The sequence below is a fragment of the Marinobacter litoralis genome, from assembly GCF_016427555.1.
GTDB classification, from domain to species: domain Bacteria; phylum Pseudomonadota; class Gammaproteobacteria; order Pseudomonadales; family Oleiphilaceae; genus Marinobacter; species Marinobacter litoralis_A.
Genome location: NZ_JAELVS010000006.1, coordinates 136,547 through 159,912 on the forward strand (window position 1 = coordinate 136,547; position 23,366 = coordinate 159,912).

Consider the following 23,366-nt stretch of genomic DNA (forward strand, 5'->3'; position numbering starts at 1 on the left):
ACGCTACAGATAATACGAGTCAGAACGGAATATCGTCGTCAAAATCGTCAATGGGCTCCGGCATACTGCCCGCTTGTTGCTGCGGCGCAGGGTTGTTATACCCGCCCTGCTGCTGAGGTTGCTGCGGCGCATTATACGGCTGCTGGGGTGCTTGCGGCTGTTGCTGAGGACGGCCCTGCGGAGCGCTTTGATTCATTCCGCCTTCGCTTCCGCGGCTATCCAACATCTGCATCTGGCCGTTGATATCCACAACGATCTCGGTGGTATAGCGATCCTGACCATCCTGGCCTTGCCACTTACGCGTTTGCAGCCGACCTTCGATGTAAACCTTGGAACCTTTACGCAGGTACTGCCCGGCAACTTCCGCAACCTTGCCGAAAATAACAACCCGGTGCCATTCGGTTCTCGGCACCATCTGACCCGTCTGGCGATCCTTGTAGCTTTCGTCGGTCGCCAGGTTCAGGTTAACCACTGCGTTGCCATTTGGGGTGTATCGGGTATCCGGGTCCTGGCCCAGGTTACCGATCAGAATTACCTTGTTTATGCCTCGTGCCATGTTCTGCTCCTGGTGTTTTTTGACCGAATGCCTGCGCTCCCTGCAGACATCCAATGTTTAAGTATTGTCACCCTGCCGCACAAATTCCAGACGCGCAAGCTGATCTTCACTAAAGTGCTGACGATCCACCTTCAGGTAGGCCGTCGAGGCCTCTTCCACAATAACCACGTCTGCCACGCCAGACAGGCCGCGCAGGCGCTGATCGATATCGTCAAAAGATGTGGCCACCACATCTCGTAACTGCACGACAAAACTGGTGGTGTAACTGGGCGCCGGCATGGTAAGTGCCACCAGCAACCAAACCACCAACGCGCCAGCCATCAACCACAATACGCCCTCTAAACCGGCCTGCTGCAATAAATAGCCACCGAGCGCGCCCCCGAGAAACGCACCCAAAAACTGGGACGTCGAATAAACGCCCATCGCCGTGCCTTTGCTTGCGGGAGGCGCTTCCTTGCTGATCAATGACGGCAAACTCGCTTCCAGCAAATTAAACGCCATAAAAAAGAAGAACAAAACAACCCACGCCAACCCCAGACTGCCAGTCACACCGGTCATCGCAGCCGTCGCCACTGCCAGCAACGCAATCGCGCCACACAGCACTGGCTTCATTTTACGCTTTTTTTCACCCATGATGATAAAGGGCACCATGGCAAAAAAAGACGTAATCATTACCGTGAGGTAAAACCACCAGTGGGACGTCGCAGCCAACCCCAATTCATCCTGGAGCAAGGTGGGAAAAACCAGGAACAAAGAGGTCAGCACAAAGTGCAAGGCAAAGATACCAAAGTCCAGCCGTAACAAGCGGCCATCCGCCAAGACCTTGCCAACCATTTCCCGCGCTGGATGCGTATCCGCACTCACCTTGCTCTGGTGTGGTGTCGGCACCACCTTCGCCACCACTGCCAATGCCAGCATCGCCAGCACCGCCGTGGTAAAGAAAATACCCGACAATCCCCAAGCGGCGCCGAGCAAAGGCCCCACCACAAGGGAAACTGAAAAAGACAAACCAATGGATATGCCCACGGTTGCCATCGCCTTGGTTCGCTGCTCTTCCCGAGTCAGATCGCTCAGCATCGCCATCAAAACGCTGGCAATAGCACCGGCCCCCTGCAAGAACCGCCCCGCAATCACCCCGTAAATGGAATCTGTAGCACCGGCCAACACACTTCCCGCTGCGAACAGAATCAGGCCAAGATAGATCATTCTCTTACGCCCAACCCGGTCCGACATCAAACCGAACGGAATCTGAAGAAGCGCCTGACTCAGCCCGTAAGCACCAATCGCAAACCCGATCAATGCCGGCGTTGCACCCTGCAAATCATCGCCCAGTAACACGAACACCGGCATAACCATGAACAGGCCCAGCATACGCATGGCGTATACGGAAGCCAGAGCTGCGACTGAGCGTTTTTCAAGCGCGTTCATATAACCCGTGCCGGAGTGAATGAATGGGGTTGCAGCCGTGGCCGCGGGCGCGCATTGTACCAGAAGCGAGCCCATGACGGGACTACTCACATTGGTGGGCAGCCTACGTAATGTCGGCAACTTAGCCGCGCCCTTCTGAACACGATATACTGATCGTTTTTTATCGGAAGCGAGGTGTTATGGACCATATCCAGATCAAGGGCGCGCGCACCCACAACCTGAAAAACATCGACCTGGATATGCCGCGGGACAAACTCATCGTGATTACCGGGCTATCCGGCTCCGGGAAATCATCGTTGGCGTTCGATACGCTCTATGCAGAAGGCCAGAGGCGCTACGTAGAGTCCTTATCCACTTACGCACGCCAATTTCTCTCGATGATGGAAAAGCCCGATGTGGACCACATCGAAGGTTTATCGCCGGCCATTTCCATTGAGCAGAAGTCTACATCCCACAACCCACGATCCACCGTGGGTACCATCACCGAAATTTACGACTATCTGCGATTACTGTTCGCACGTGCGGGTGAACCACGCTGCCCCGACCATCATCAACCCCTGGAAGCTCAAACCGTCAGTCAGATGGTTGACCAGGTACTGGCACTCCCTGAAGACAGCAAACTGATGATTCTTGCCCCTGTTATCAGGGACCGGAAAGGTGAGCACCTGCAGGTTATCGATACCATGCGTAGCCAGGGTTTCATCAGACTGCGGGTTGACGGAACCGTCTATGATATTGACGATGTTCCTGCGCTCGACAAGAAACGTAAACACCAGATCGACGTAGTGGTCGATCGCTTCAAAGTAAAATCCGGCTTGGAACAGAGGCTCGCTGAGAGCTTCGAAACCGCTCTTGAGCTATCCGACGGCATCGCCCTCGTTGCCCCCATGTCGGGCGAAGGCGAGGAGCACACTTTTTCTGCCCGCTACGCGTGTAATCAGTGCGGCTATTCCTTGAGCGAACTTGAGCCGAGACTGTTCTCTTTCAACAACCCTGCCGGCGCCTGCACCACTTGCGACGGATTGGGCGTTCGACAATTCTTCGACCCTGAAAAAATCATTCAGCATCCGGAAGCGACGCTTGCCGCAGGCGCGATCAAAGGCTGGGACCGCCGCGCGGTTTATTATTTCCAGATGCTAACCAGCGTTGCCGAGCACTACGGCATGGATCTGGAAACACCTTGGGAAGAACTCCCCGAAGATTTCCAACACGCCTTACTGCACGGAACCGGAACTGAAGAGGTGATTTTCCGGTACGTGAACTCACGTGGCCAGATCATCGAAAAGGCCCACCCTTTCGAGGGCATTTTACCCAACCTTGAGCGCCGATACCGGGAAACTGAATCCCAAAGCATGCGCGAAGAGCTGGCTCGCAACCTCAGCACCCAACCGTGTAAAGACTGCCACGGCTCGCGCTTACGACAGAGCGCCCGGCACGTATTTATCAAAGAACAAAACCTGCCAGACGTAACCCACATGCCAGTAGGTGAGGCACACGAGTACTTCGGAAACCTCACCCTGTCAGGGCGCAAAGGCGAAATCGCCGACAAAATCCTGAAAGAAGTCCGCGAACGACTCCAGTTTCTAGTAAATGTCGGCCTTGAATACCTCACACTCGAACGGAGCGCCGATACATTATCCGGCGGCGAAGCCCAGCGCATCCGCCTCGCCAGCCAAATCGGCGCCGGCCTGGTTGGCGTTATGTACATCCTAGACGAGCCCTCCATCGGTCTACACCAAAGGGATAACGACCGACTGCTCGCCACCCTCACCCACCTGCGGGATTTAGGCAACACGGTGATCGTAGTAGAACACGACGAAGACGCAATCCGCGCCGCCGACTACGTCATCGACATCGGTCCCGGCGCGGGCGTACATGGCGGTCAAGTGGTCGCAAGAGGCACTCCGGCCGACATCCTCGCTAACAAAGACTCCTTGACCGGCCAATACCTCAGCGGCGAGAAAAGTATCGCGATTCCACCTGAGCGAAACCCAGGAAACGGAAAAAACCTTGTATTGACGGGCGCCACAGGAAACAACCTGCAAGACGTCACGCTAACACTACCATTAGGCATCATGACTTGCGTAACCGGCGTATCCGGCTCCGGCAAGTCCACCTTGATTAACAGCACGCTGTACCCTGTCGCAGCCGCGAAACTCAACAAAGCCACCAGTTTGAGCCACGCTCCCTACAACAAACTCAAAGGGCTCGAGCACCTGGACAAAGTCATCGACATTGACCAAAGCCCCATCGGCAGAACACCCCGCTCTAACCCGGCAACCTACACGGGCCTGTTCACCCCAATACGTGAATTATTCGCCGGAACCCAGGAAGCTCGCTCAAGGGGATATAAAGTTGGCCGTTTCTCCTTCAACGTCAAAGGCGGACGCTGCGAAGCCTGCCAAGGCGATGGCGTCATCAAAGTAGAAATGCACTTCCTACCCGACGTATACGTACCCTGCGACATCTGCAAAGGTAAACGTTATAACCGGGAAACCCTGGAAGTTCGCTACAAAGGGAAAAACATCCACGAAGTGCTCGATATGACCGTCGAGGAAGGCCGAGAATTCTTCGATGCCGTGCCTTTCTTAGCCAGAAAACTACAAACGCTGATCGACGTAGGCCTTTCCTACATCCGCCTGGGGCAAAGCGCAGTCACGTTGTCTGGCGGTGAGGCCCAGCGTGTGAAGCTCGCTAAAGAACTGTCAAAACGGGACACTGGCAAGACTCTCTACATCCTGGACGAGCCAACAACTGGCCTACACTTCTACGACATTCAGCAACTACTGAACGTCCTGCAACGGTTACGGGACCACGGCAACACCATAGTGGTCATCGAACACAACCTGGACGTCATCAAAACCGCAGATTGGATCGTCGATCTAGGCCCAGAAGGCGGTTCTGGCGGCGGTCAGATTATTGCGGAAGGTACGCCGGAAGATGTAGCGAACAACGCAAACTCCCACACCGGCAAATACCTAAAACCGATGCTGGAAAAATAGGGAAACCTGCACAAAGCTACGTCGGCCTGGGGTGCTGTGTGTATTTTCTGCCGGAAAAAGATGTCTGAGCGCAGCGAGTTATTTTTCCAAAGAAAATACACACAGCACCCCAGGCCAGCCCGCCAAGCGTAACCACCCAGTGAACAGCAAATCCCAGACACAAAAAAACCGGGAACCCTTCGGATCCCGGCCTTTTCAAGAAACAGCCTAAACGATTTTACTCGTCGTCGCCCATCTCTTCAGCTTCGATGTCCAGAGGACGACCGACCAGCTCAACAAATGCCATAGGGGCATTGTCGCCAGCACGGAAACCGCACTTCAAGACACGAAGGTAACCACCCGGTCGCTCGCTGTAACGGGGACCCAGCTCATTGAAAAGCTTGGCTACCGCTGCATCGCTACGCAGGCGCGCGAACGCCAGACGACGGTTTGCAACCGAATCATTCTTTGCGAGCGTGATCAATGGCTCTGCTACCCGACGCAATTCTTTCGCTTTCGGGAGCGTCGTTTTGATCAGCTCGTGCTCAACCAGTGACGCAGTCATGTTACGGAACATGGCCTTGCGATGCGCACTGGTCCTGTTGAACTTACGACCACTCTTACGATGACGCATTGCTCTGATTCCTTACCTTAAACTAATCGGCGATTAACCGCCCAGAACCCGGTCATCACCACGAAGGCTTGCCGGCGGCCAGTTATCAAGACGCATTCCCAATGACAGACCACGGGACGCTAGAACGTCCTTGATCTCGGTCAGCGACTTTTTGCCAAGGTTAGGCGTCTTCAGCAGCTCCACTTCTGTGCGCTGAATTAGATCGCCGATATAGTAAATGTTTTCTGCCTTCAAGCAGTTAGCTGAACGTACAGTCAACTCAAGATCATCAACCGGACGCAACAGAATCGGATCAATTTCTTCCTCTTCTTCTACACGCTCTGGCTCTTTCTCATGATCGAAATCGACGAATACAGCCAATTGCTGCTGGAGGATAGTCGCGGCCCGGCGAATTGCTTCTTCCGGATCGATCGTACCGTTAGTCTCCAGATCAATAACAAGCTTGTCGAGATCTGTACGCTGCTCAACCCGTGCACTTTCAACCGCATAAGACACTCGGCGTACCGGGCTGAACGTAGCATCAAGCTGCAAACGCCCAATGGCACGAGTTTCGTCCTCGTCCAGTCCACGCTGATCAGCTGGCTCGTAACCGCGACCACGAGACACGCGCAAGCGCATGTTCAGTTCGCCGTTCTCGCTCAGGTGACAGATAACGTGTTCCGGGTTAGCGATTTCAACGTCGTGATCCAACGTGATATCACCAGCAGTTACAACGCCCGGACCTTTTTTGCTGAGTGTCAGCTCAGTGTCATCACGTCCGTTCATCTTTACGGCAACGCCTTTGAGGTTCAAAAGAATCTCAATGACGTCTTCCTGGACACCCTCGATGGCACTGTACTCGTGCAGGACACCGTCGATCTGTGCTTCAGTCACGGCGCAGCCTGGCATCGAAGACAGAAGAATGCGACGAAGCGCACTGCCCAGGGTATGGCCGAAACCGCGTTCAAGCGGCTCCAGCGTAACCTTGGCACGCAAAGCGCCGGACTCTTTCACGTCGATCGTACGAGGTGTCAATAACTCATGTACTGAACGCTGCATAGACGCCCCTATCTGCTATCGTTGCTAACTGGGCTTTACTTAGAGTAAAGCTCGACGATGAGGTTCTCGTTGATGTCGGCAGGCAGTTCAGTACGCTCAGGTACTGACTTGTAAACGCCGGACATCTTGTTGGCGTCAACCTCTACCCAGCTCACCGGCGCGCGGCTGCTAGCCAGTTCCAGAGCGCCTTTAACGCGCAACTGGTTCTTGGCCTTCTCGCGCAGACTCACAACATCACCTGCTTTAACCTGATAAGACGGAATGTTTACCGGCTTATCGTTAACCAGGATCGCTTTGTGAGAAACGAGCTGACGGGACTCAGCACGGGTAGAACCAAAACCCATGCGATATACAACGTTATCCAGACGGCCTTCCAGAAGCTGCAGCAGGTTTTCACCCGTTGCACCCTTCCGACGGGCTGCCTCTTTGTAGTAACCACGGAACTGCTTCTCAAGCACACCGTAGATACGACGAACTTTTTGCTTCTCACGAAGCTGCAAGCCGTACTCGGACAGACGACCGCGACGCGCGCCGTGCATACCCGGCGGAGTCTCGATGTTGCACTTGGAATCGAGCGCGCGAACACCGCTCTTCAGAAAAAGATCTGTCCCTTCACGACGAGACAGCTTGCACTTCGGGCCTATATAACGAGCCATATTTCACTGTCTCCTGTGTTAGACGCGGCGCTTTTTGGGCGGACGACAACCGTTATGGGGAATCGGCGTCACATCAGTGATGTTAGTGATCTTGTAGCCACACCCGTTCAGGGCACGAACTGCAGATTCACGTCCGGGCCCAGGACCCTTAACCTCTACGTCCAGGTTTTTAAGGCCGTATTCAGCAGCCGCATTACCGGCTCTTTCAGCTGCTACCTGCGCAGCAAAAGGTGTGCTCTTACGTGAGCCGCGGAAACCGGAACCACCTGAAGTGGCCCAGGACAATACGTTGCCCTGACGGTCCGAAATGGTCACGATGGTGTTATTGAAGGACGCGTGAATGTGCGCGACGCCATCAACAACCGTCTTTTTCACCTTTTTACGGGTACGTGTACCTGGCTTTGCCATGTTTGCCTACCTGTTACTTACGAATAGGTTTGCGTGGACCTTTACGGGTGCGGGCGTTGGTCTTGGTGCGCTGGCCGCGAACTGGAAGTCCGTGACGATGGCGCAGACCACGGAAGCAACCGAGATCCTTCAAACGCTTAATGTTCATCTGTACTTCACGACGCAAATCGCCTTCGACGGTGAACTTGCCCACTTCAGTACGAAGTGCTTCAAGCTGCTCGTCGCTAAGGTCTTTGACCTTGACGTCCGGCTTAACGCCGGTTGCATCGCAAAGCTTCTGGGCTGTTGTCTTGCCGACACCAAAGATGTATGTCAGTGAGATAACAGCATGTTTGTGATCGGGTATATTGACACCGGCTATACGTGCCATCCAAATTACTCCGCGTTCAAAGCTTTGCTGTGTGAATTTTCCGCCACAAAAAGGGCGCGAAATAATAACGCTTGACTCAGGCATGAGTCAAGCGCCTTATTCCGAACCCCTTTTACAATGTCAGTTCTGATCCCGGAGGATTAGCCCTGGCGCTGCTTGTGGCGAGGCTCCGAGCAGATGACTCGCACTGAGCCATTGCGTCGAATTACTTTGCAGTTACGGCAAATTTTCTTTACCGAAGCGCGTACTTTCATTGTCGACTCCAGTTTTCAAGGGGAACGGCTATCAGCCGTTCCGTCCATAGCCCTTGAGATTGGATTTCTTCATCAGCGATTCATACTGATGAGACATCAGGTGCGACTGAACCTGAGCCATGAAATCCATCACCACGACTACAACAATCAGCAGTGAGGTACCACCAAGATAGAAAGGTACGTTACCTGCAACCATCAGGAACTGAGGGAACAGGGACACCGCCGCGATATACATAGCCCCGAACAACGTAAGACGAGTAAGAACACCATCGATGTACTTCGCCGTCTGCTCTCCCGGACGAATCCCCGGAATGAACGCGCCGGAACGCTTGAGGTTATCCGCAACTTCTTTAGGGTTGTACATCAGCGCTGTGTAGAAGAAGCAGAAGAAAACAACTGCTGCTGCGAACAGAATAATATACAAAGGTTGGCTCGGAGCCAATGCCTGCGAGATATCGCTCAACCATTCCATACCCTCACCTTGCCCGAACCACTGACCCAATGACGCCGGGAACAGTAGGATCGAAGAAGCAAAGATCGGCGGAATAACACCAGCCATATTGACCTTGAGAGGCAAATGACTGGACTGCTGTGCAAATACCTGACGTCCCTGCTGCCGTTTTGCGTAATTAATGGTCAGGCGGCGCTGGCCGCGTTCCATAAACACTACGAATCCGACTACAGCAACGGCAAGCACGCCAATACCGAGTACAACCAGCAGACTCATCTCTCCGTTACGTGCCTGCTCCAGGGTCTGACCTATAGCCCCCGGCAAGCCCGCGACGATACCTGCAAAAATAAGCAGGGAGATACCGTTTCCGATACCACGCTCAGTGATCTGCTCACCAAGCCACATCATGAAGACGGCACCACAAACGAAAGAGACAACTGCCACAAAGTGGAAGCTGAAGCTATCGTTGAACGTAACACCTTGAGAGGCAAGCCCCACCGAAATACCAAAGCCCTGAACCAGGGCCAGGATAACCGTACCATACCGAGTGTACTGACTGATCTTGCGGCGACCAGCCTCACCCTCTTTCTTCAGCTGCTCAAGCTGCGGACTAACCGCAGTCATGAGCTGCATGATAATCGAGGCCGAAATGTACGGCATGATACCGAGTGCGAAAATACTCATGCGCTCAAGCGCACCACCGGAGAACATGTTAAACAGACTCAGGATTGTACCCTGATTCTGATCAAACAATGCCGCCAAACGGTCTGGATTGATGCCCGGCACCGGAATATGAGCACCGATGCGGTACACCAACAACGCCAGAAAGACAAACCAGAGCCGCGAACGCAGCTCTGCAAATCCTTTTCCAGCGCCCGCAGGCAATGATGCTGTCTTGGCCATTTAGTCCTCGACTCGTCTTAGTCTTCGACTTTCCCACCCGCGGCAACAATTGCCTCGCGTGCGCCTTTAGTGACACGTAGTCCTTTCACGGTTACCGCACGGTCCAGCTCACCAGATAGCATAACCTTCGCAACGCGAATTTCTTCACGAATGATGTCAGCTTTCTTCAGTGCAGCCAGATCGACTACGTCACCCTCTACCTTCGCCAGTTCGTTCAGGCGAATTTCAGCAACGTAACGCTGCTGACGGGAGGTGAAACCGAATTTTGGCAGACGACGGGCCAAAGGCTGCTGACCACCCTCAAAACCGGGGGCTACAGAGCCACCGGAACGGGATTTCAGACCTTTATGACCGCGACCGCCCGTTTTACCGAGTCCGCTACCGATACCACGACCAACGCGCTTGGCGCTAGGACGTGAACCAGGTTCCGGAGCAAGTTCGTTCAGACGCATCTTAGTTCTCCTCAACCTGCACCAGGTAATTAACCCGGTTGATCATACCGCGAATCGAAGGAGTATCTTCTACTTCAACAGTGTGACCGATTTTACGAAGACCCAAGCCCTTAACACAAAGCTTGTGCTTAGGCTGGCAGCCGATTGGGCTGCGGGTCAGAGTTACTTTGATCGTTTTTGCGTTCGCCATGACTTCAACCCAGGATTTCTTCGACGGATTTACCGCGCTTGGCTGCAACATCTTCAGGCGCATTCATTGCCTGCAGACCCTTAATGGTTGAACGTACAACGTTCACCGGGTTGGTAGAGCCGTAGCACTTGGATAGAACGTTTTGAACGCCCGCTACTTCAAGTACTGCACGCATCGCACCACCAGCAATAACACCGGTACCTTCAGAGGCCGGCATCATGAACACTTTAGAACCGCCGTGCTGAGCACGTACCGGGTACTGAAGCGTGTTGCCGTCTAGGGCGACGTCTACCATGTTTTTACGCGCGGCTTCCATAGCCTTCTGGATCGCGACCGGAACTTCACGGGCCTTACCACGACCAAAACCAACGCGCCCTTTACCATCACCCACTACAGTCAGTGCAGTGAAGGCAAAGATACGGCCGCCTTTAACAACTTTAGCGACTCGATTGACCTGAACCAGCCTTTCCTGGAGCTCAGGCGCCTTCTGTTCGTTAACGCTCATCTTCTCCACCTCTTAGAATTGCAAGCCAGCTTCACGAGCACCGTCGGCCAAAGCCTGAATGCGACCGTGATAACGGTAACCTGAGCGGTCAAATGCGACCTTCTCAATGCCTGCCGCCTTAGCGCGCTCAGCAATCAGCTGACCGACTTTTTTAGCGGCGTCCACGTTACCGGTTGCACCCTGGCGCAGTTCCTTATCCAACGTGGAGGCAGTTGCCAGCACTTTGCTGCCATCTGCTGTAGTAACCTGGGCGTACATGTGACGCGGCGTGCGGTGAACGCACAGACGGTCAGTACCCAGCTCACGAATCTTCATGCGCACTTTACGTGCGCGACGCAGTCTTTCGTTATTCGCGCTCATAGTCCCGCCTTATTTCTTCTTGGCTTCTTTGCGTCTTACCTGCTCATCCGCATATCGAACACCCTTGCCCTTATAAGGCTCGGGCGGACGGAACGCGCGAATGTCTGCAGCGACCTGGCCAACCTGTTGCTTGTCGATACCGCGAATAACAACTTCCGTATTAGACGGAGTTTCAGCGGTAACACCCTCGGGAAGCTCATATTCAACCGGGTGGGAAAAACCCAGTGTCAGATTGAGCTTTTTGCCTTGCGCCTGAGCACGGTAACCTACGCCTGCCAGTTGAAGCTTACGCTCCCAACCTGTAGACACGCCGTTAACCATATTGTTAACCAACGCCCGAGTAGTACCAGCAAGAGCGCGGGACTTTTTAGCACCATCGCGAGCTGCAAAGCGAAGACGGCCGTCTTCCTGCTTAACCTCAACCGCTTGGTGAATTGTGAGTTCAAGTGCTCCTTTGGAGCCCTTTACATTGATTTCCTGTCCGTTCAGCTTAACCTCAACACCGGAAGGCAGCACGACAGGATTATTGGCAACCCTGGACATGTGATTCTCCTAGAATACGGTGCAGATGACTTCGCCACCCACGCCAGCAGCTCGTGCGGCGCGGTCTGTCATAACGCCCTTGGACGTTGAGACAATCGCGACTCCCAGACCACCGGATACTTTCGGCAGTTCCCCAGCGCCCTTGTACTGGCGCAGACTCGGACGGCTAACCCGCTTGATCTCTTCAATAACCGGCTTGCCACCGAAGTACTTAAGATTGATCGTTAGCTGGGGCTTCGCGTCAGCTGAAACGGAAAATTCTCCAACGTAACCTTCGTCCTTCAGGACCTGAGCCACGGAGATTTTCATTTTGGAAGACGGCATGACCACATCGGCCTTCTGTGCCATCTGAGCATTACGAATACGAGTAAACATATCCGCAAGCGTATCTTGCATACTCATTACAATGAGTCTCCTGATCTTTTTAGTTGTGCAGCGGCGCGCCGCACCGCTTACCAACGGGCTCCTGACCGAAGTCAGGATGCCTGTCTTACCAGCTAGCCTTGGTCAGCCCTGGAACGTCACCGCGCATGCCGTATTCACGGAGCTTAATCCGTGAAAGCTCGAACTTGCGCAGAACGCCGTGAGGACGACCAGTCACCTGGCAACGATTCCGAAGACGTGAAGGGCTCGCATTGCGAGGCTGCTGCTGCAGCTTCATCTGCGCGTCCCAACGATCTTCGTCGCTGGTATTAGGGTTTTTAATAATTGCCTTGAGCTCAGCGCGCTTGGCTGCGTACTTCGCAACAGTCTGCTCACGCTTAAGCTCGCGGTTTTTCATTGAAACCTTAGCCATGTCACTCGTTCCTTATTTCTTGAACGGAAAGCCGAAGGCTTTCAACAGTTCGCGACCTTCGTCGTCGGTACCGGCAGAGGTAGTGATGGTGATATCCAGCCCGCGGACCTTGTCGACTTTGTCGTACTCGATCTCAGGGAAGATGATCTGCTCACGTACACCCATGCTGTAGTTACCGCGACCGTCGAAGGATTTCGGATTGAGGCCACGGAAGTCACGAATGCGGGGAACCGCAATGTGAACCAGGCGATCAAAGAAATCCCACATACGCTCACCGCGCAGGGTCACTTTACAACCAATCGGCCAACCTTCACGGATTTTAAAGCCCGCTACAGATTTTCTTGCCTTGGTCACAACAACTTTTTGACCTGCCAGACGCTCAAGATCTGCGACGGCATTTTCAATCAGCTTTTTGTCACCAACAGCTTCACCGACACCCATGTTCAGGGTGATTTTTTCGATACGCGGAACCTGCATAACGTTCTTGTAGCCGAACTCTTTCTGCAGGGCGGGTACCACTTCCTTTGAATACTGCTCTTTCATGTTAAGCATCGTAACCACCACCGCTTACTGGTTATCGACAGGTTCTTTCGTGGACTTGAAGATCCGCACTTTAGTGCCGTCTTCCTTGATCTGGAAGCCAACACGATCGGCTTTGCCGGTCTGCGGATTAAAAATAGCCACGTTGGAAGCCTGGATAGGCGCTTCTTTTTCGACGATACCACCTGGGGTGCCGAGCATCGGGTTAGGCTTCGTGTGCTTCTTGATCATGTTGATACCAGAAACAATCACGCGACCGTCGTCCTGAACCTTCAGGACTTTACCACGTTTCTCTTTGTCTTTCCCCGCGGTGACGATTACTTCGTCATCTCGTTTAATCTTTTTCATAACCGGCCTCTGGTCCTTTAAAGTACTTCGGGTGCCAGTGAGATAATCTTCATGAACTTTTCGTTTCGCAGCTCACGAGTAACCGGTCCGAAGATACGGGTACCAATGGGCGCGTCCTGAGTGTTCAGAAGTACCGCCGCGTTACCGTCAAAACGGATCAAAGAACCGTCTGGACGACGCACACCCTTACGGGTACGTACTACAACAGCCTTAAGGACCTGGCCTTTCTTCACCTTGCCGCGCGGGATGGCTTCCTTAACGGTCACCTTGATGATATCCCCAACGCTGGCATAACGCCGGTGAGATCCGCCCAGGACCTTGATACACATAACTTGACGTGCACCGCTGTTATCCGCGACTTCAAGCATTGTTTGAGTCTGAATCATGGTTGTTCTCCGGGCGAATTACACCTTGGAAGCGCGTTCGGTGACCTCAACCAGAGCCCAGCTCTTAGTCTTGGAGACCGGACGGGTTTCCTCGATGGTTACGGTGTCGCCGATGTTGCACTGATTGCTTTCATCGTGCGCATGGATCTTGGTTGAACGCTTCATGTACTTACCGTACAGAGGGTGTTTTACCTGACGCTCAACCAGGACCACGATGGACTTGTCCATCTTGTTGCTCACGACCTTCCCGCTCAGAGTTCTGGCAGTTTGGGTAGCTTCGGTCATGTCACTGTCCTGCCTTTTCATTCATTACCGTTTTAACGCGCGCAATGTCGCGTTTCACGTTGCCGAGGAGATGAGACTGATTCAGCTGACCTGTTGCTTTACGCATACGCAGGTTGAACTGCTCCTTCAGGAGGTTGATCAGCTCGCTGTTCAGCTCCTCAACGGACTTTTCACGCAGCTCTGTTGCTTTCATCACATCACCGTCCTCGTTACAAAGGTGGTCTGTACAGGCAGTTTGGCCGCTGCCAATGTGAAGGCTTCCCGAGCCAAATCCTCGGATACACCTTCCATTTCGTAGAGCATGCGGCCTGGCTGAATTTCAGCCACCCAATACTCGACAGAACCCTTACCTTTACCCATTCGAACTTCGAGTGGCTTACCGGTGATCGGCTTATCCGGGAAAACCCGAATCCAGATCTTACCGCCCCTCTTGATCTTACGAGTCATGGTACGACGCGCTGCCTCAATCTGACGCGCAGTTATACGTCCACGGGTTGTCGCTTTCAATCCGTATTCACCGAAGCTCACCTTAGTAGCTCGCTGAGCAAGACCGGTGTTACGGCCTTTCATTACCTTGCGAAATTTGGTGCGTTTTGGTTGCAGCATAAGAGTGCCCCTTTACTTAGAACCTTTCTTCCCAGAGGCTTTCTTGTCAGCACGGACCTGTTCCATACCACCAAGAATCTCACCTTTGAAGATCCATACCTTCACGCCGATAACGCCGTAAGTGGTGTGCGCTTCATAGGTTGCGTAATCAATATCTGCACGCAGTGTGTGCAGAGGAACACGACCTTCGCGATACCACTCGGAACGTGCGATTTCAGCACCCCCAAGACGACCACCAACCTGAATCTTGATACCCTTGGCACCCTGACGCATGGCGTTTTGTACCGCACGCTTCATAGCGCGACGGAACATCACACGACGCTCGAGCTGACCGGCAACGTTTTGCGCTACCAGGCGGGCATCCAGGTCCGGCTTGCGGACTTCTTCGATGTTGATGTGCACAGGCACACCCATCATGTCGCTAACTTCGCGACGCAGACGGTCAACATCTTCACCCTTCTTACCGATAACAATACCGGGACGGGCGGTATGGATCGTGATCCGGGCGTTCTGAGCAGGGCGCTCGATCACGATCTTGCTGACAGACGCCTTAACCAGACGCTTGTCGAGGAACTCGCGAACCTGAATATCATTCAACAGGTTTTTCGCGTAGTCCTTTTTGTCGGCGTACCAAACTGAGTTGTGCTCTTTAATCACACCCAGGCGTATGCCGGTCGGATTTACTTTATGACCCATCTGAGCATCTCCTACTTGTCGGCGACCTTGACGGTGATATGACAGGTGCGCTTCATAATACGGTCAGCGCGCCCCTTGGCTCGAGCTTTGATTCGCTTGAGCGTTGGGCCTTCATCCACCATGACAGTGGAGACCCGCAGATCATCAACGTCCAGACCTTCGTTGTGCTCAGCGTTAGCGATGGCAGATTCAAGAGCTTTCTTGATCACGCCAGCCGCCTTCTTCGGGCTGAAAGTCAGAATATTCAGGGCGTCCTCAACAGCCTTGCCGCGTACTTGGTCAGCGACAAGACGCGCTTTCTGAGCTGAGAGGCGAGCGCCCTTATACTTGGCTGCTACTTCCATTTCTATTACCTCAGGATCAGCGTTTAGCTTTCTTGTCGGCCGCATGACCACGATAAGTACGCGTTGCCGCGAACTCACCCAGCTTATGTCCAACCATATCTTCGGTGACATAAACCGGCACGTGCTGCTTGCCGTTGTGGACTGCAATGGTCAGGCCTACCATCTCTGGGAAAATCGTCGACCGGCGGGACCAGGTTTTAATTGGACGCTTGTCGCTTTTTTCCAGAGCTGCCTCGACCTTCTTCAACAGATGCAGGTCTATAAAAGGACCTTTCTTTAAAGAACGTGGCACAGCAATTACCTCTATGTAGTCGTTTACTTGGCCGAACGACGACGTACTATCATCTTATCAGTACGTTTGTTCTTACGAGTCTTATGCCCTTTGGTCGGAACACCCCACGGAGTAACCGGGTGACGTCCACCAGAGGTACGCCCTTCACCACCACCATGCGGGTGGTCAACTGGGTTCATAGCAACACCACGTACTGTTGGACGTTTACCGCGCCAACGTGATGCACCCGCTTTACCAAGCTGCTTCAGACTGTGCTCACTGTTGGATACTTCACCCAACGTGGCGCGACAATCTACAAGCACCTTACGCATTTCACCTGAACGCAGGCGGATAGTGGCGTAAGCCCCTTCCCTTGCAACCAGCTGTACGGATGCGCCCGCAGAGCGAGCCAGCTGAGCACCTTTGCCAGGCTTGAGTTCGACGCAGTGAATCACAGAACCAACCGGAATGTTCCGGAGCGGCAAAGTGGAACCCACCTTGATCGGCGCGTCGACGCCGGAGCGCACAGGATCGCCAGCCTTCATGCCTTTAGGAGCGATGATGTAACGACGCTCGCCATCGGCATACTTGACCAACGCAATGTGCGCTGAACGGTTAGGATCGTATTCCAGGCGTTCAATGACCGCCGGGATACCATCTTTAGTCCGCTTAAAATCGATTACACGGTAGTGCTGCTTGTGGCCACCACCAATGTGACGACTGGTAATACGGCCATTGTTATTACGGCCACCAGTCCTACTCTGTGCTTCTACCAACGACTGGTATGGGCGCCCTTTGTGTAAATCCGGGTTGTAAAGCTTTACAACGTGACGGCGTCCGGCAGATGTTGGTTTGGTCTTGACGATCGGCATATTACGACCCCTTTACCTTATTCCACATCCAGAAAATCGATGTCCTGACCTTCTGCCAGCTTAACGTAAGCCTTACGAATGTCATTACGCTTGCCGAACCCGCGGATAGTGCGCTTAAGCTTACCCTTACGGTTCAGAACCTGAACACCTTCTACGGTGACGTTGAACAGCTGCTCAACGGCTTTCTTGATCTCGGGCTTGGTCGCATCAGGGGCAACACGAAAAACCACCTGGCCGTGCTCCGCTACGCGAGAAGCTTTCTCTGATACGAGTGGTCCAAGCAGGACCTTGTAAATACGTTCCTGATTCATCCCAGCATCTCCTCGATCTTCTTCAGAGCGGGAACAGTGACCACGACCTTCTCGTAGGCAACCAGGCTAACAGGGTCCAGACCTGCAACGTCGCGAACGTCCACGTGAGGGATGTTGCGAGAAGCAAGGTGCAGGTTCTGCTCAACGGTCTCAGACAGAATCAGGGCATTGGAAACACCCAAATCTGCGAGCTTCGCTGTGAACACCTTGGTTTTCGGAGTATCGACGCTGATCTCGTCAACCACTACCAGACGCTCCTGACGAACCAGCTCGGAAAGGATCGAGCACATGGCCGCACGGTACATCTTACGGTTAACTTTCTGTTCAAAGTCGCGAGGCTTGGCAGCGAACGTTACGCCACCTGAACGCCAGATCGGGCTACGAATGGTGCCAGCACGTGCACGGCCGGTACCTTTTTGACGCCAAGGCTTCTTACCACCACCTCTGACTTCAGAACGTGTCTTCTGAGCCTTGGTACCCTGACGGCCAGCTGCCATGTATGCAGTAACCACCTGGTGAACCAGAGCTTCGTTAAAATCTTTGGCAAACGCAGCATCGGAAACAGAGATTCCCTTGCCGCTACCAGTAATTGTCAATTCCATCGAACCGCTCCTCAGGCTTTGACTGCAGGCTTGATGACAACATCGCCGCCAGTTGCGCCGGGTACGGCACCACTTACTAGCAGCAGGTTGCGCTCGGCATCGACACGGACAATCTTGAGGTTTTGCACGGTAACCTGCGCATTACCCATCTGACCGGCCATCTTTTTACCCTTGAATACCTTACCCGGAGTCTGGTTCTGACCAATAGAACCCGGAGCACGGTGAGAAAGGGAGTTACCGTGGGTAGCATCCTGCATGGAGAAGTTCCAGCGCTTAACACCGCCCTGGAAGCCCTTACCCTTGGAACGACCAGTAGCATCAACTACTTGACCGTCTTCGAATACAGAGACTGTCAGCTCGCCGCCAGCGGCCAGCTCTTCACCTTCACCATCTGCCAAACGGAATTCCCAGGAACCACGACCAGCTTCAACACCGGCTTTAGCGTAGTGACCTGCTTCCGCTTTAGTAACACGGGAGGAACGACGAGAACCTACGGTTACCTGAACTGCACGATAGCCGTCGTTTTCGAGAGTTTTGAGTTGAGTAATCCGGTTAGGTTCAACCTCGATTACTGTAACAGGCAGCGCCTGTCCATCTTCCGTAAAAATACGGGTCATACCGGCCTTACGACCGACAACACCAATTGCCATGTTTCACCTCTTAAGTGTACGGGGCTCGCACCCTCTATGGCCTATGACAGTTACACACACCAATACCGAAAGGTATTAGCCGAGGCTGATCTGAACGTCTACACCTGCTGCCAGGTCCAACTTCATCAGAGCATCCACTGTCTTTTCCGTAGGCTCAACAATGTCGAGCAAACGCTTGTGCGTACGAATTTCATACTGATCACGCGCGTCTTTGTTGACGTGCGGGGATACCAGTATCGTGTACTTTTCCTTCCGCGTCGGCAGAGGAATAGGACCACGTACTTGAGCGCCAGTCCGCTTAGCGGTATCGACGATCTCCTGCGTGGACTGGTCGATAAGGCGATAATCAAACGCCTTCAACCGGATTCGAATTTTTTGGCTTTGCATGATGCACCAAACTCCACTCGTAGCAGCTACTAGTTAGCCGACCTTCAAAAAAAGGAGCCGCATTGTATGCATAATACCCAACCGTGTCAACTGCCGAAGCAATTGACACGGTTGGGATAGCTTTGCGACCTAAACAGAAAAAGGGGCTGAGAATTTTCAGCCCCTTTTTCCTGATCAACCGAGCCTATTACTCGATGATCTTGGCAACAACACCGGCACCAACGGTACGGCCGCCTTCACGAATCGCGAAGCGCAGACCATCTTCCATGGCGATCGGAGCGATCAGAGTAACAACCATCTGAACGTTGTCACCTGGCATTACCATTTCAACACCTTCCGGCAGTTCACAAGAACCGGTCACGTCAGTGGTCCGGAAGTAGAACTGAGGACGGTAGCCCTTGAAGAACGGAGTATGACGACCACCTTCTTCTTTAGACAATACGTACACTTCACACTCAAACTTGGTGTGCGGGTTGATAGAACCCGGTACGCACAGAACCTGACCACGCTCAACGTCGTCACGCTTGGTACCACGCAGCAGAACACCTACGTTCTCACCAGCACGACCTTCGTCGAGCAGCTTACGGAACATTTCAACGCCAGTACAAGTAGTCTTCACGGTATCCTTGATACCAACGATTTCCACTTCTTCACCAACCTTGATGATACCGCGCTCTACACGACCGGTTACTACAGTACCACGGCCAGAGATAGAGAATACGTCCTCGATCGGCATCAGGAACGGCTGATCAACAGCACGCTCAGGATCCGGGATGTACGCATCCAGAGCTTCTACCAGCTTCTTAACAGCGGTAGTACCCATTTCGTTGTCGTCTTTGCCTTCCAGAGCCATCAACGCAGAACCGGTAACGATCGGAGTGTCGTCGCCCGGGAAGTCGTACATGCTCAGCAGATCACGAACTTCCATCTCAACCAGCTCAAGCAGCTCTTCATCGTCTACCATGTCCGCTTTGTTCAGGAACACAACGATGTAAGGAACGCCAACCTGACGAGACAGCAGGATGTGCTCACGAGTCTGCGGCATTGGGCCGTCAGCTGCGGAACAAACCAGGATCGCGCCGTCCATCTGAGCCGCACCAGTGATCATGTTCTTAACATAGTCAGCGTGGCCCGGGCAGTCTACGTGCGCGTAGTGACGGCTTGGGGAATCGTACTCAACGTGTGACGTGGCGATGGTTATACCACGTGCACGCTCTTCCGGTGCGTTATCGATCTGGTCGAACGCACTTGCAGAACCTGTGCCCCAAACTTCGTGACATACACGAGTCAGAGCAGCGGTCAGAGTGGTCTTACCATGGTCAACGTGACCGATGGTGCCGACGTTAACGTGCGGTTTACTACGTTCAAATTTTTCTTTAGACACGGTTACACCTCTTCCTGTTTCTTAAGTCCTGGGGATCAACCCTTTTTAATGATCGCTTCGGCAATGTTCGAAGGAGCTTCCATATAACGGGAGAACTCCATCGCATAAGACGCCCGACCCTGTGTCGCTGAACGCAGATCAGTGGCGTAACCAAACATTTCCGACAACGGAACTTCTGCGCGGATGATCTTGCCCGCAGGGCCGTCATCCATACCCTGGATCAGGCCACGACGACGGTTCAAATCACCAACGACGTCACCCATGTATTCTTCAGGGCTGACAACTTCAACTTTCATGATCGGCTCCAGAAGCGCAGGATTGGCTTCCAGTGCACCCTTCTTCATCGCCATGGAACCGGCAACTTTAAAGGCCATTTCGTTGGAGTCAACATCGTGATACGAACCGTCGTACAGAGTCGCCTTGATGCGAAGCAACGGATAGCCTGCCAGGCAGCCATTTTGCATTTGCTCAGCAATACCCTGCTGTACAGCCGGGATGTATTCCTTAGGAACAACACCACCAACGATTTCGTTCACGAAGATGAAGTTTTCGCCATCTTCCTCGTCCAACGGCAGCGGCTCAAGCTTAACCTTGACGTGACCGTACTGACCGCGACCACCAGACTGACGAACAAACTTACCTTCGACATCAACCGGCTTACGGATGCACTCGCGATAGGCAACCTGAGGCTTACCAATGTTGGCCTCTACCTTAAATTCACGACGCATACGGTCAACGATGATGTCCAGGTGCAGCTCACCCATACCGGAGATAATGGTCTGACCAGATTCTTCATCAGTGCGAACACGGAAAGAAGGATCTTCCTGGGCCAGCTTACCCAGCGCCACACCCATCTTCTCCTGGTCGGCCTTAGACTTAGGCTCAACAGCTACGGAGATAACCGGCTCAGGGAACTCCATGCGCTCGAGAATGATCTTATGATTCTCGTCACACAAAGTATCACCAGTGGTGACGTTCTTCAGGCCGATTGCCGCAGCAATATCGCCCGCCAGAACCTCTTTGATCTCCTCACGATCGTTAGCGTGCATCTGAACCATACGGCCCACACGCTCTTTTTTGCCTTTCACGGAGTTGAATACGGAGTTACCGGATTCCAACTTACCGGAGTAAACACGGAAGAAGGTCAAAGCACCTACGAACGGGTCAGTCGCAATCTTGAACGCCAGAGCGGCGAACGGTGCGTTGTCGTCAACTGGACGAGTTTCCTCGGTACCTTCGTCGTCAACTTCACCGCGGATTGCACGAACTTCGTCAGGAGCCGGCAGATATTCGACAACCGCATCAAGAACAGCAGGAACACCCTTGTTCTTGAACGCAGAACCACAGCAAGCCAGAACGATCTCGTTGGCCAAGGTACGAGCACGCAGACCCGCCTTGATCTCTTCCAGAGTGAGCTCGCCACCCTCGAGATACTTGTCCATCAACTCTTCGTTAGCTTCGGCTGCAGCTTCAATCAGCGCTTCACGGTACTCTTGAACCTGGTCAACCATATCCGCAGGAACTTCGTCCTCACGGTAGGTCATACCCAGATCGTCATCGCTCCAGTAGATCGCCTTGTTACGCAGCAGATCTACAACGCCCGCAAACTGGTCTTCAGCACCGATTGGCAACTGGAGAGGCACAGGAGTCGCGCCGAGACGAGCTTTAATCTGCCCAACCACACGCAGGAAATCTGCGCCGGCACGGTCCATCTTGTTCACGAAAACCATGCGAGGCACTTCGTACTTGTTCGCCTGACGCCAAACAGTCTCGGACTGAGGCTCAACACCAGAAGAACCACAGAACACAACTACCGCACCATCCAGAACACGCAGGGAACGCTCAACTTCGATCGTGAAGTCAACGTGGCCCGGGGTGTCGATGATGTTTACGCGGTGCTCATCGAATTGCTTGTCCATACCCTGCCAGAATGTCGTAACAGCGGCAGAGGTGATGGTAATACCACGCTCCTGCTCTTGCTCCATCCAGTCAGTGGTAGACGCGCCATCATGGGTTTCACCCATCTTATGGCTACGACCCGTATAGTAAAGAATACGTTCGGTCGTGGTGGTCTTGCCCGCATCAACGTGCGCACAGATACCAATGTTTCTGTAACGTTTAATCGGTGTTTTGCGTGCCACTGTATAAACCTCGGCTGTTTAGAAACGGAAGTGAGAGAAGGCCTTGTTGGCTTCTGCCATGCGATGTACGTCTTCACGCTTCTTAACTGCAGAACCTTTGCTCTCGGCCGCATCAAGAATTTCGCCAGCAAGACGCTGAGCCATGGACTTTTCACCACGCTTCCGAGAGAACTCCACCAACCAACGCATGGCCAGCGCATTCTGACGGGAAGGCCGTACTTCTACGGGCACCTGGTAAGTAGCACCACCCACACGACGGGACTTAACCTCAACCATCGGCTGGATGTTTTCCAGGGCCTTTTCGAACATTTCGATCGGCTCTTCGTTAGACTTCTCGGCAACAATTGTCAGAGCACCGTAAACAATGCGCTCTGCAGTTGACTTCTTGCCGCTTTCCATCACGTGGTTGATGAACTTGGCAAGACGTGCACTGCCGAATTTAGGATCGGGAATAATCTCCCGCTTTGCTGCAACTCTTCTTCTAGGCATCGATAAGCCCTTATATTTAAAGGTCTTCAGGAACCCCTGAGATAGCAATAGCTACTCAGCCTTACTCTTACCGTTCTGACAAGCAACGATAAAAGACACCCGTCTGGGACATTAGGACTTGGGTCGTTTAGCACCGTACTTGGAGCGGCCCTGCTTACGGTTTTGAACACCCTGGGTATCCAAAGTACCGCGAACAGTGTGGTAGCGCACACCCGGAAGGTCTTTTACTCGACCGCCACGGATCAGCACAACACTGTGCTCCTGAAGGTTGTGACCTTCACCACCAATGTATGACGAAACCTCGAAGCCGTTGGTCAGACGAACACGGCACACTTTACGCAATGCTGAGTTCGGCTTCTTCGGCGTTGTGGTGTATACACGAGTACATACACCACGGCGCTGAGGACAGGCCTGAAGAGCAGGAACATCGCTCTTGGCTACCTTGCGCTTACGAGGCTTACGCACCAACTGATTAATCGTTGCCATGTAAGCAAACTCCAAAAAACCATACCAATGAAACTTACCCTCT

35 protein-coding genes are annotated in these 23,366 nt (G+C 53.3%); 1 reads left to right on the plus strand and 34 read right to left on the minus strand.

What is annotated here, in order from left to right:
• Positions 1–19: 19 nt before the first annotated feature.
• Positions 20–556, minus strand: coding sequence for a single-stranded DNA-binding protein (gene ssb / locus JAO79_RS14585; RefSeq protein ID WP_199007986.1), 537 nt, complete (start codon positions 554–556; stop codon positions 20–22).
• Between the two features lie 57 nt (positions 557–613).
• Entirely contained in the window at positions 614–1,984 is a 1,371-nt protein-coding gene (locus JAO79_RS14590) for an MFS transporter (RefSeq protein WP_199008017.1), read from the minus strand.
• 179 nt (positions 1,985–2,163) lie between these two features.
• On the opposite strand from JAO79_RS14590, the gene uvrA reads away from it, so the two are divergent.
• Positions 2,164–4,986, plus strand: a complete 2,823-nt coding sequence (gene uvrA, locus JAO79_RS14595) for an excinuclease ABC subunit UvrA (protein ID WP_199007987.1) — start codon at positions 2,164–2,166, stop codon at positions 4,984–4,986.
• Between the two features lie 217 nt (positions 4,987–5,203).
• Here uvrA and rplQ read toward each other — a convergent pair whose 3' ends face one another.
• From rplQ to rpsL, 32 genes are all read right to left on the minus strand, one after another.
• On the minus strand, positions 5,204–5,599 hold the full coding sequence (gene rplQ / locus JAO79_RS14600) for a 50S ribosomal protein L17 (protein ID WP_199007988.1): 396 nt from the start codon (positions 5,597–5,599) through the stop codon (positions 5,204–5,206).
• A 33-nt stretch (positions 5,600–5,632) separates the two neighbouring features.
• The gene (locus JAO79_RS14605) at positions 5,633–6,637 is read right to left on the minus strand and encodes a DNA-directed RNA polymerase subunit alpha (protein WP_133006537.1); all 1,005 of its coding nucleotides are present in this window, start codon (positions 6,635–6,637) and stop codon (positions 5,633–5,635) included.
• A 35-nt stretch (positions 6,638–6,672) separates the two neighbouring features.
• The gene (gene rpsD, locus JAO79_RS14610; RefSeq protein WP_199007989.1) at positions 6,673–7,293 is read right to left on the minus strand and encodes a 30S ribosomal protein S4; all 621 of its coding nucleotides are present in this window, start codon (positions 7,291–7,293) and stop codon (positions 6,673–6,675) included.
• Between the two features lie 18 nt (positions 7,294–7,311).
• Positions 7,312–7,701, minus strand: a complete 390-nt coding sequence (gene rpsK / locus JAO79_RS14615) for a 30S ribosomal protein S11 (protein WP_004580767.1) — start codon at positions 7,699–7,701, stop codon at positions 7,312–7,314.
• Between the two features lie 13 nt (positions 7,702–7,714).
• Positions 7,715–8,071, minus strand: a complete 357-nt coding sequence (rpsM, locus tag JAO79_RS14620; RefSeq protein ID WP_029655315.1) for a 30S ribosomal protein S13 — start codon at positions 8,069–8,071, stop codon at positions 7,715–7,717.
• Between the two features lie 140 nt (positions 8,072–8,211).
• A complete protein-coding gene (gene rpmJ, locus JAO79_RS14625; protein WP_008174902.1) occupies positions 8,212–8,325 on the minus strand; it encodes a 50S ribosomal protein L36 in 114 nt (37 codons plus the stop codon).
• A gap of 31 nt (positions 8,326–8,356) precedes the next feature.
• Positions 8,357–9,679, minus strand: a complete 1,323-nt coding sequence (secY, locus tag JAO79_RS14630) for a preprotein translocase subunit SecY (RefSeq protein WP_199007990.1) — start codon at positions 9,677–9,679, stop codon at positions 8,357–8,359.
• Positions 9,680–9,696: 17 nt separating this feature from the next.
• On the minus strand, positions 9,697–10,131 hold the full coding sequence (gene rplO, locus JAO79_RS14635) for a 50S ribosomal protein L15 (RefSeq protein WP_199007991.1): 435 nt from the start codon (positions 10,129–10,131) through the stop codon (positions 9,697–9,699).
• A gap of 1 nt (position 10,132) precedes the next feature.
• Positions 10,133–10,321, minus strand: coding sequence for a 50S ribosomal protein L30 (gene rpmD / locus JAO79_RS14640; RefSeq protein ID WP_007153997.1), 189 nt, complete (start codon positions 10,319–10,321; stop codon positions 10,133–10,135).
• 4 nt (positions 10,322–10,325) lie between these two features.
• Positions 10,326–10,826 carry a 30S ribosomal protein S5 gene (gene rpsE, locus JAO79_RS14645; RefSeq protein WP_114335802.1) on the minus strand — a complete coding sequence of 167 codons (501 nt, stop codon included), beginning with the start codon at positions 10,824–10,826 and terminating at the stop codon, positions 10,326–10,328.
• 12 nt (positions 10,827–10,838) lie between these two features.
• Positions 10,839–11,186, minus strand: coding sequence for a 50S ribosomal protein L18 (gene rplR, locus JAO79_RS14650; RefSeq protein ID WP_114335801.1), 348 nt, complete (start codon positions 11,184–11,186; stop codon positions 10,839–10,841).
• Between the two features lie 9 nt (positions 11,187–11,195).
• Positions 11,196–11,729: a 50S ribosomal protein L6 gene (rplF, locus tag JAO79_RS14655; protein ID WP_199007992.1), complete on the minus strand. Its 534-nt coding sequence runs from the start codon at positions 11,727–11,729 to the stop codon at positions 11,196–11,198.
• Positions 11,730–11,738: 9 nt separating this feature from the next.
• On the minus strand, positions 11,739–12,131 hold the full coding sequence (rpsH, locus tag JAO79_RS14660; RefSeq protein ID WP_114335799.1) for a 30S ribosomal protein S8: 393 nt from the start codon (positions 12,129–12,131) through the stop codon (positions 11,739–11,741).
• Positions 12,132–12,219: 88 nt separating this feature from the next.
• A complete protein-coding gene (rpsN, locus tag JAO79_RS14665; RefSeq protein ID WP_199007993.1) occupies positions 12,220–12,525 on the minus strand; it encodes a 30S ribosomal protein S14 in 306 nt (101 codons plus the stop codon).
• A 12-nt stretch (positions 12,526–12,537) separates the two neighbouring features.
• Positions 12,538–13,077, minus strand: a complete 540-nt coding sequence (gene rplE / locus JAO79_RS14670) for a 50S ribosomal protein L5 (protein ID WP_133006544.1) — start codon at positions 13,075–13,077, stop codon at positions 12,538–12,540.
• A 15-nt stretch (positions 13,078–13,092) separates the two neighbouring features.
• Positions 13,093–13,413 (minus strand): 50S ribosomal protein L24, encoded by a 321-nt coding sequence (gene rplX / locus JAO79_RS14675; RefSeq protein ID WP_114335796.1) that lies wholly within the window; start codon positions 13,411–13,413, stop codon positions 13,093–13,095.
• Positions 13,414–13,430: 17 nt separating this feature from the next.
• Positions 13,431–13,799, minus strand: a complete 369-nt coding sequence (gene rplN, locus JAO79_RS14680; protein WP_114335795.1) for a 50S ribosomal protein L14 — start codon at positions 13,797–13,799, stop codon at positions 13,431–13,433.
• A gap of 18 nt (positions 13,800–13,817) precedes the next feature.
• A complete protein-coding gene (gene rpsQ, locus JAO79_RS14685) occupies positions 13,818–14,084 on the minus strand; it encodes a 30S ribosomal protein S17 (RefSeq protein ID WP_114335794.1) in 267 nt (88 codons plus the stop codon).
• A 1-nt stretch (position 14,085) separates the two neighbouring features.
• Positions 14,086–14,277 (minus strand): 50S ribosomal protein L29, encoded by a 192-nt coding sequence (gene rpmC, locus JAO79_RS14690; protein ID WP_114335793.1) that lies wholly within the window; start codon positions 14,275–14,277, stop codon positions 14,086–14,088.
• The gene (rplP, locus tag JAO79_RS14695; protein WP_199007994.1) at positions 14,277–14,690 is read right to left on the minus strand and encodes a 50S ribosomal protein L16; all 414 of its coding nucleotides are present in this window, start codon (positions 14,688–14,690) and stop codon (positions 14,277–14,279) included. Before rplP ends, rpmC begins: the two co-directional genes overlap by 1 nt.
• Before the next feature lie 12 nt (positions 14,691–14,702).
• Positions 14,703–15,386, minus strand: a complete 684-nt coding sequence (rpsC, locus tag JAO79_RS14700; protein WP_011784249.1) for a 30S ribosomal protein S3 — start codon at positions 15,384–15,386, stop codon at positions 14,703–14,705.
• An 11-nt stretch (positions 15,387–15,397) separates the two neighbouring features.
• Entirely contained in the window at positions 15,398–15,730 is a 333-nt protein-coding gene (rplV, locus tag JAO79_RS14705; RefSeq protein ID WP_044387658.1) for a 50S ribosomal protein L22, read from the minus strand.
• A 16-nt stretch (positions 15,731–15,746) separates the two neighbouring features.
• Positions 15,747–16,022, minus strand: a complete 276-nt coding sequence (gene rpsS / locus JAO79_RS14710; protein ID WP_114335791.1) for a 30S ribosomal protein S19 — start codon at positions 16,020–16,022, stop codon at positions 15,747–15,749.
• Between the two features lie 23 nt (positions 16,023–16,045).
• On the minus strand, positions 16,046–16,873 hold the full coding sequence (gene rplB / locus JAO79_RS14715; RefSeq protein ID WP_199007995.1) for a 50S ribosomal protein L2: 828 nt from the start codon (positions 16,871–16,873) through the stop codon (positions 16,046–16,048).
• Positions 16,874–16,890: 17 nt separating this feature from the next.
• The gene (rplW, locus tag JAO79_RS14720; RefSeq protein WP_114335789.1) at positions 16,891–17,184 is read right to left on the minus strand and encodes a 50S ribosomal protein L23; all 294 of its coding nucleotides are present in this window, start codon (positions 17,182–17,184) and stop codon (positions 16,891–16,893) included.
• Complete coding sequence (rplD, locus tag JAO79_RS14725) at positions 17,181–17,786, minus strand: 50S ribosomal protein L4 (protein WP_114335788.1); 606 nt, start codon at positions 17,784–17,786, stop codon at positions 17,181–17,183. The genes rplW and rplD overlap by 4 nt, the downstream gene beginning before the upstream one ends.
• Positions 17,787–17,797: 11 nt before the next feature.
• The gene (gene rplC / locus JAO79_RS14730) at positions 17,798–18,436 is read right to left on the minus strand and encodes a 50S ribosomal protein L3 (protein WP_114335787.1); all 639 of its coding nucleotides are present in this window, start codon (positions 18,434–18,436) and stop codon (positions 17,798–17,800) included.
• Between the two features lie 75 nt (positions 18,437–18,511).
• The gene (rpsJ, locus tag JAO79_RS14735) at positions 18,512–18,823 is read right to left on the minus strand and encodes a 30S ribosomal protein S10 (protein WP_041341420.1); all 312 of its coding nucleotides are present in this window, start codon (positions 18,821–18,823) and stop codon (positions 18,512–18,514) included.
• A gap of 187 nt (positions 18,824–19,010) precedes the next feature.
• The gene (tuf, locus tag JAO79_RS14740) at positions 19,011–20,207 is read right to left on the minus strand and encodes an elongation factor Tu (RefSeq protein ID WP_199007996.1); all 1,197 of its coding nucleotides are present in this window, start codon (positions 20,205–20,207) and stop codon (positions 19,011–19,013) included.
• Positions 20,208–20,242: 35 nt separating this feature from the next.
• Positions 20,243–22,348 carry an elongation factor G gene (gene fusA / locus JAO79_RS14745; RefSeq protein ID WP_199007997.1) on the minus strand — a complete coding sequence of 702 codons (2,106 nt, stop codon included), beginning with the start codon at positions 22,346–22,348 and terminating at the stop codon, positions 20,243–20,245.
• Between the two features lie 18 nt (positions 22,349–22,366).
• Positions 22,367–22,837: a 30S ribosomal protein S7 gene (rpsG, locus tag JAO79_RS14750; RefSeq protein WP_114335783.1), complete on the minus strand. Its 471-nt coding sequence runs from the start codon at positions 22,835–22,837 to the stop codon at positions 22,367–22,369.
• Between the two features lie 111 nt (positions 22,838–22,948).
• Positions 22,949–23,323, minus strand: coding sequence for a 30S ribosomal protein S12 (gene rpsL, locus JAO79_RS14755; protein ID WP_012139854.1), 375 nt, complete (start codon positions 23,321–23,323; stop codon positions 22,949–22,951).
• Between the last annotated feature and the right edge of the window lie 43 nt (positions 23,324–23,366).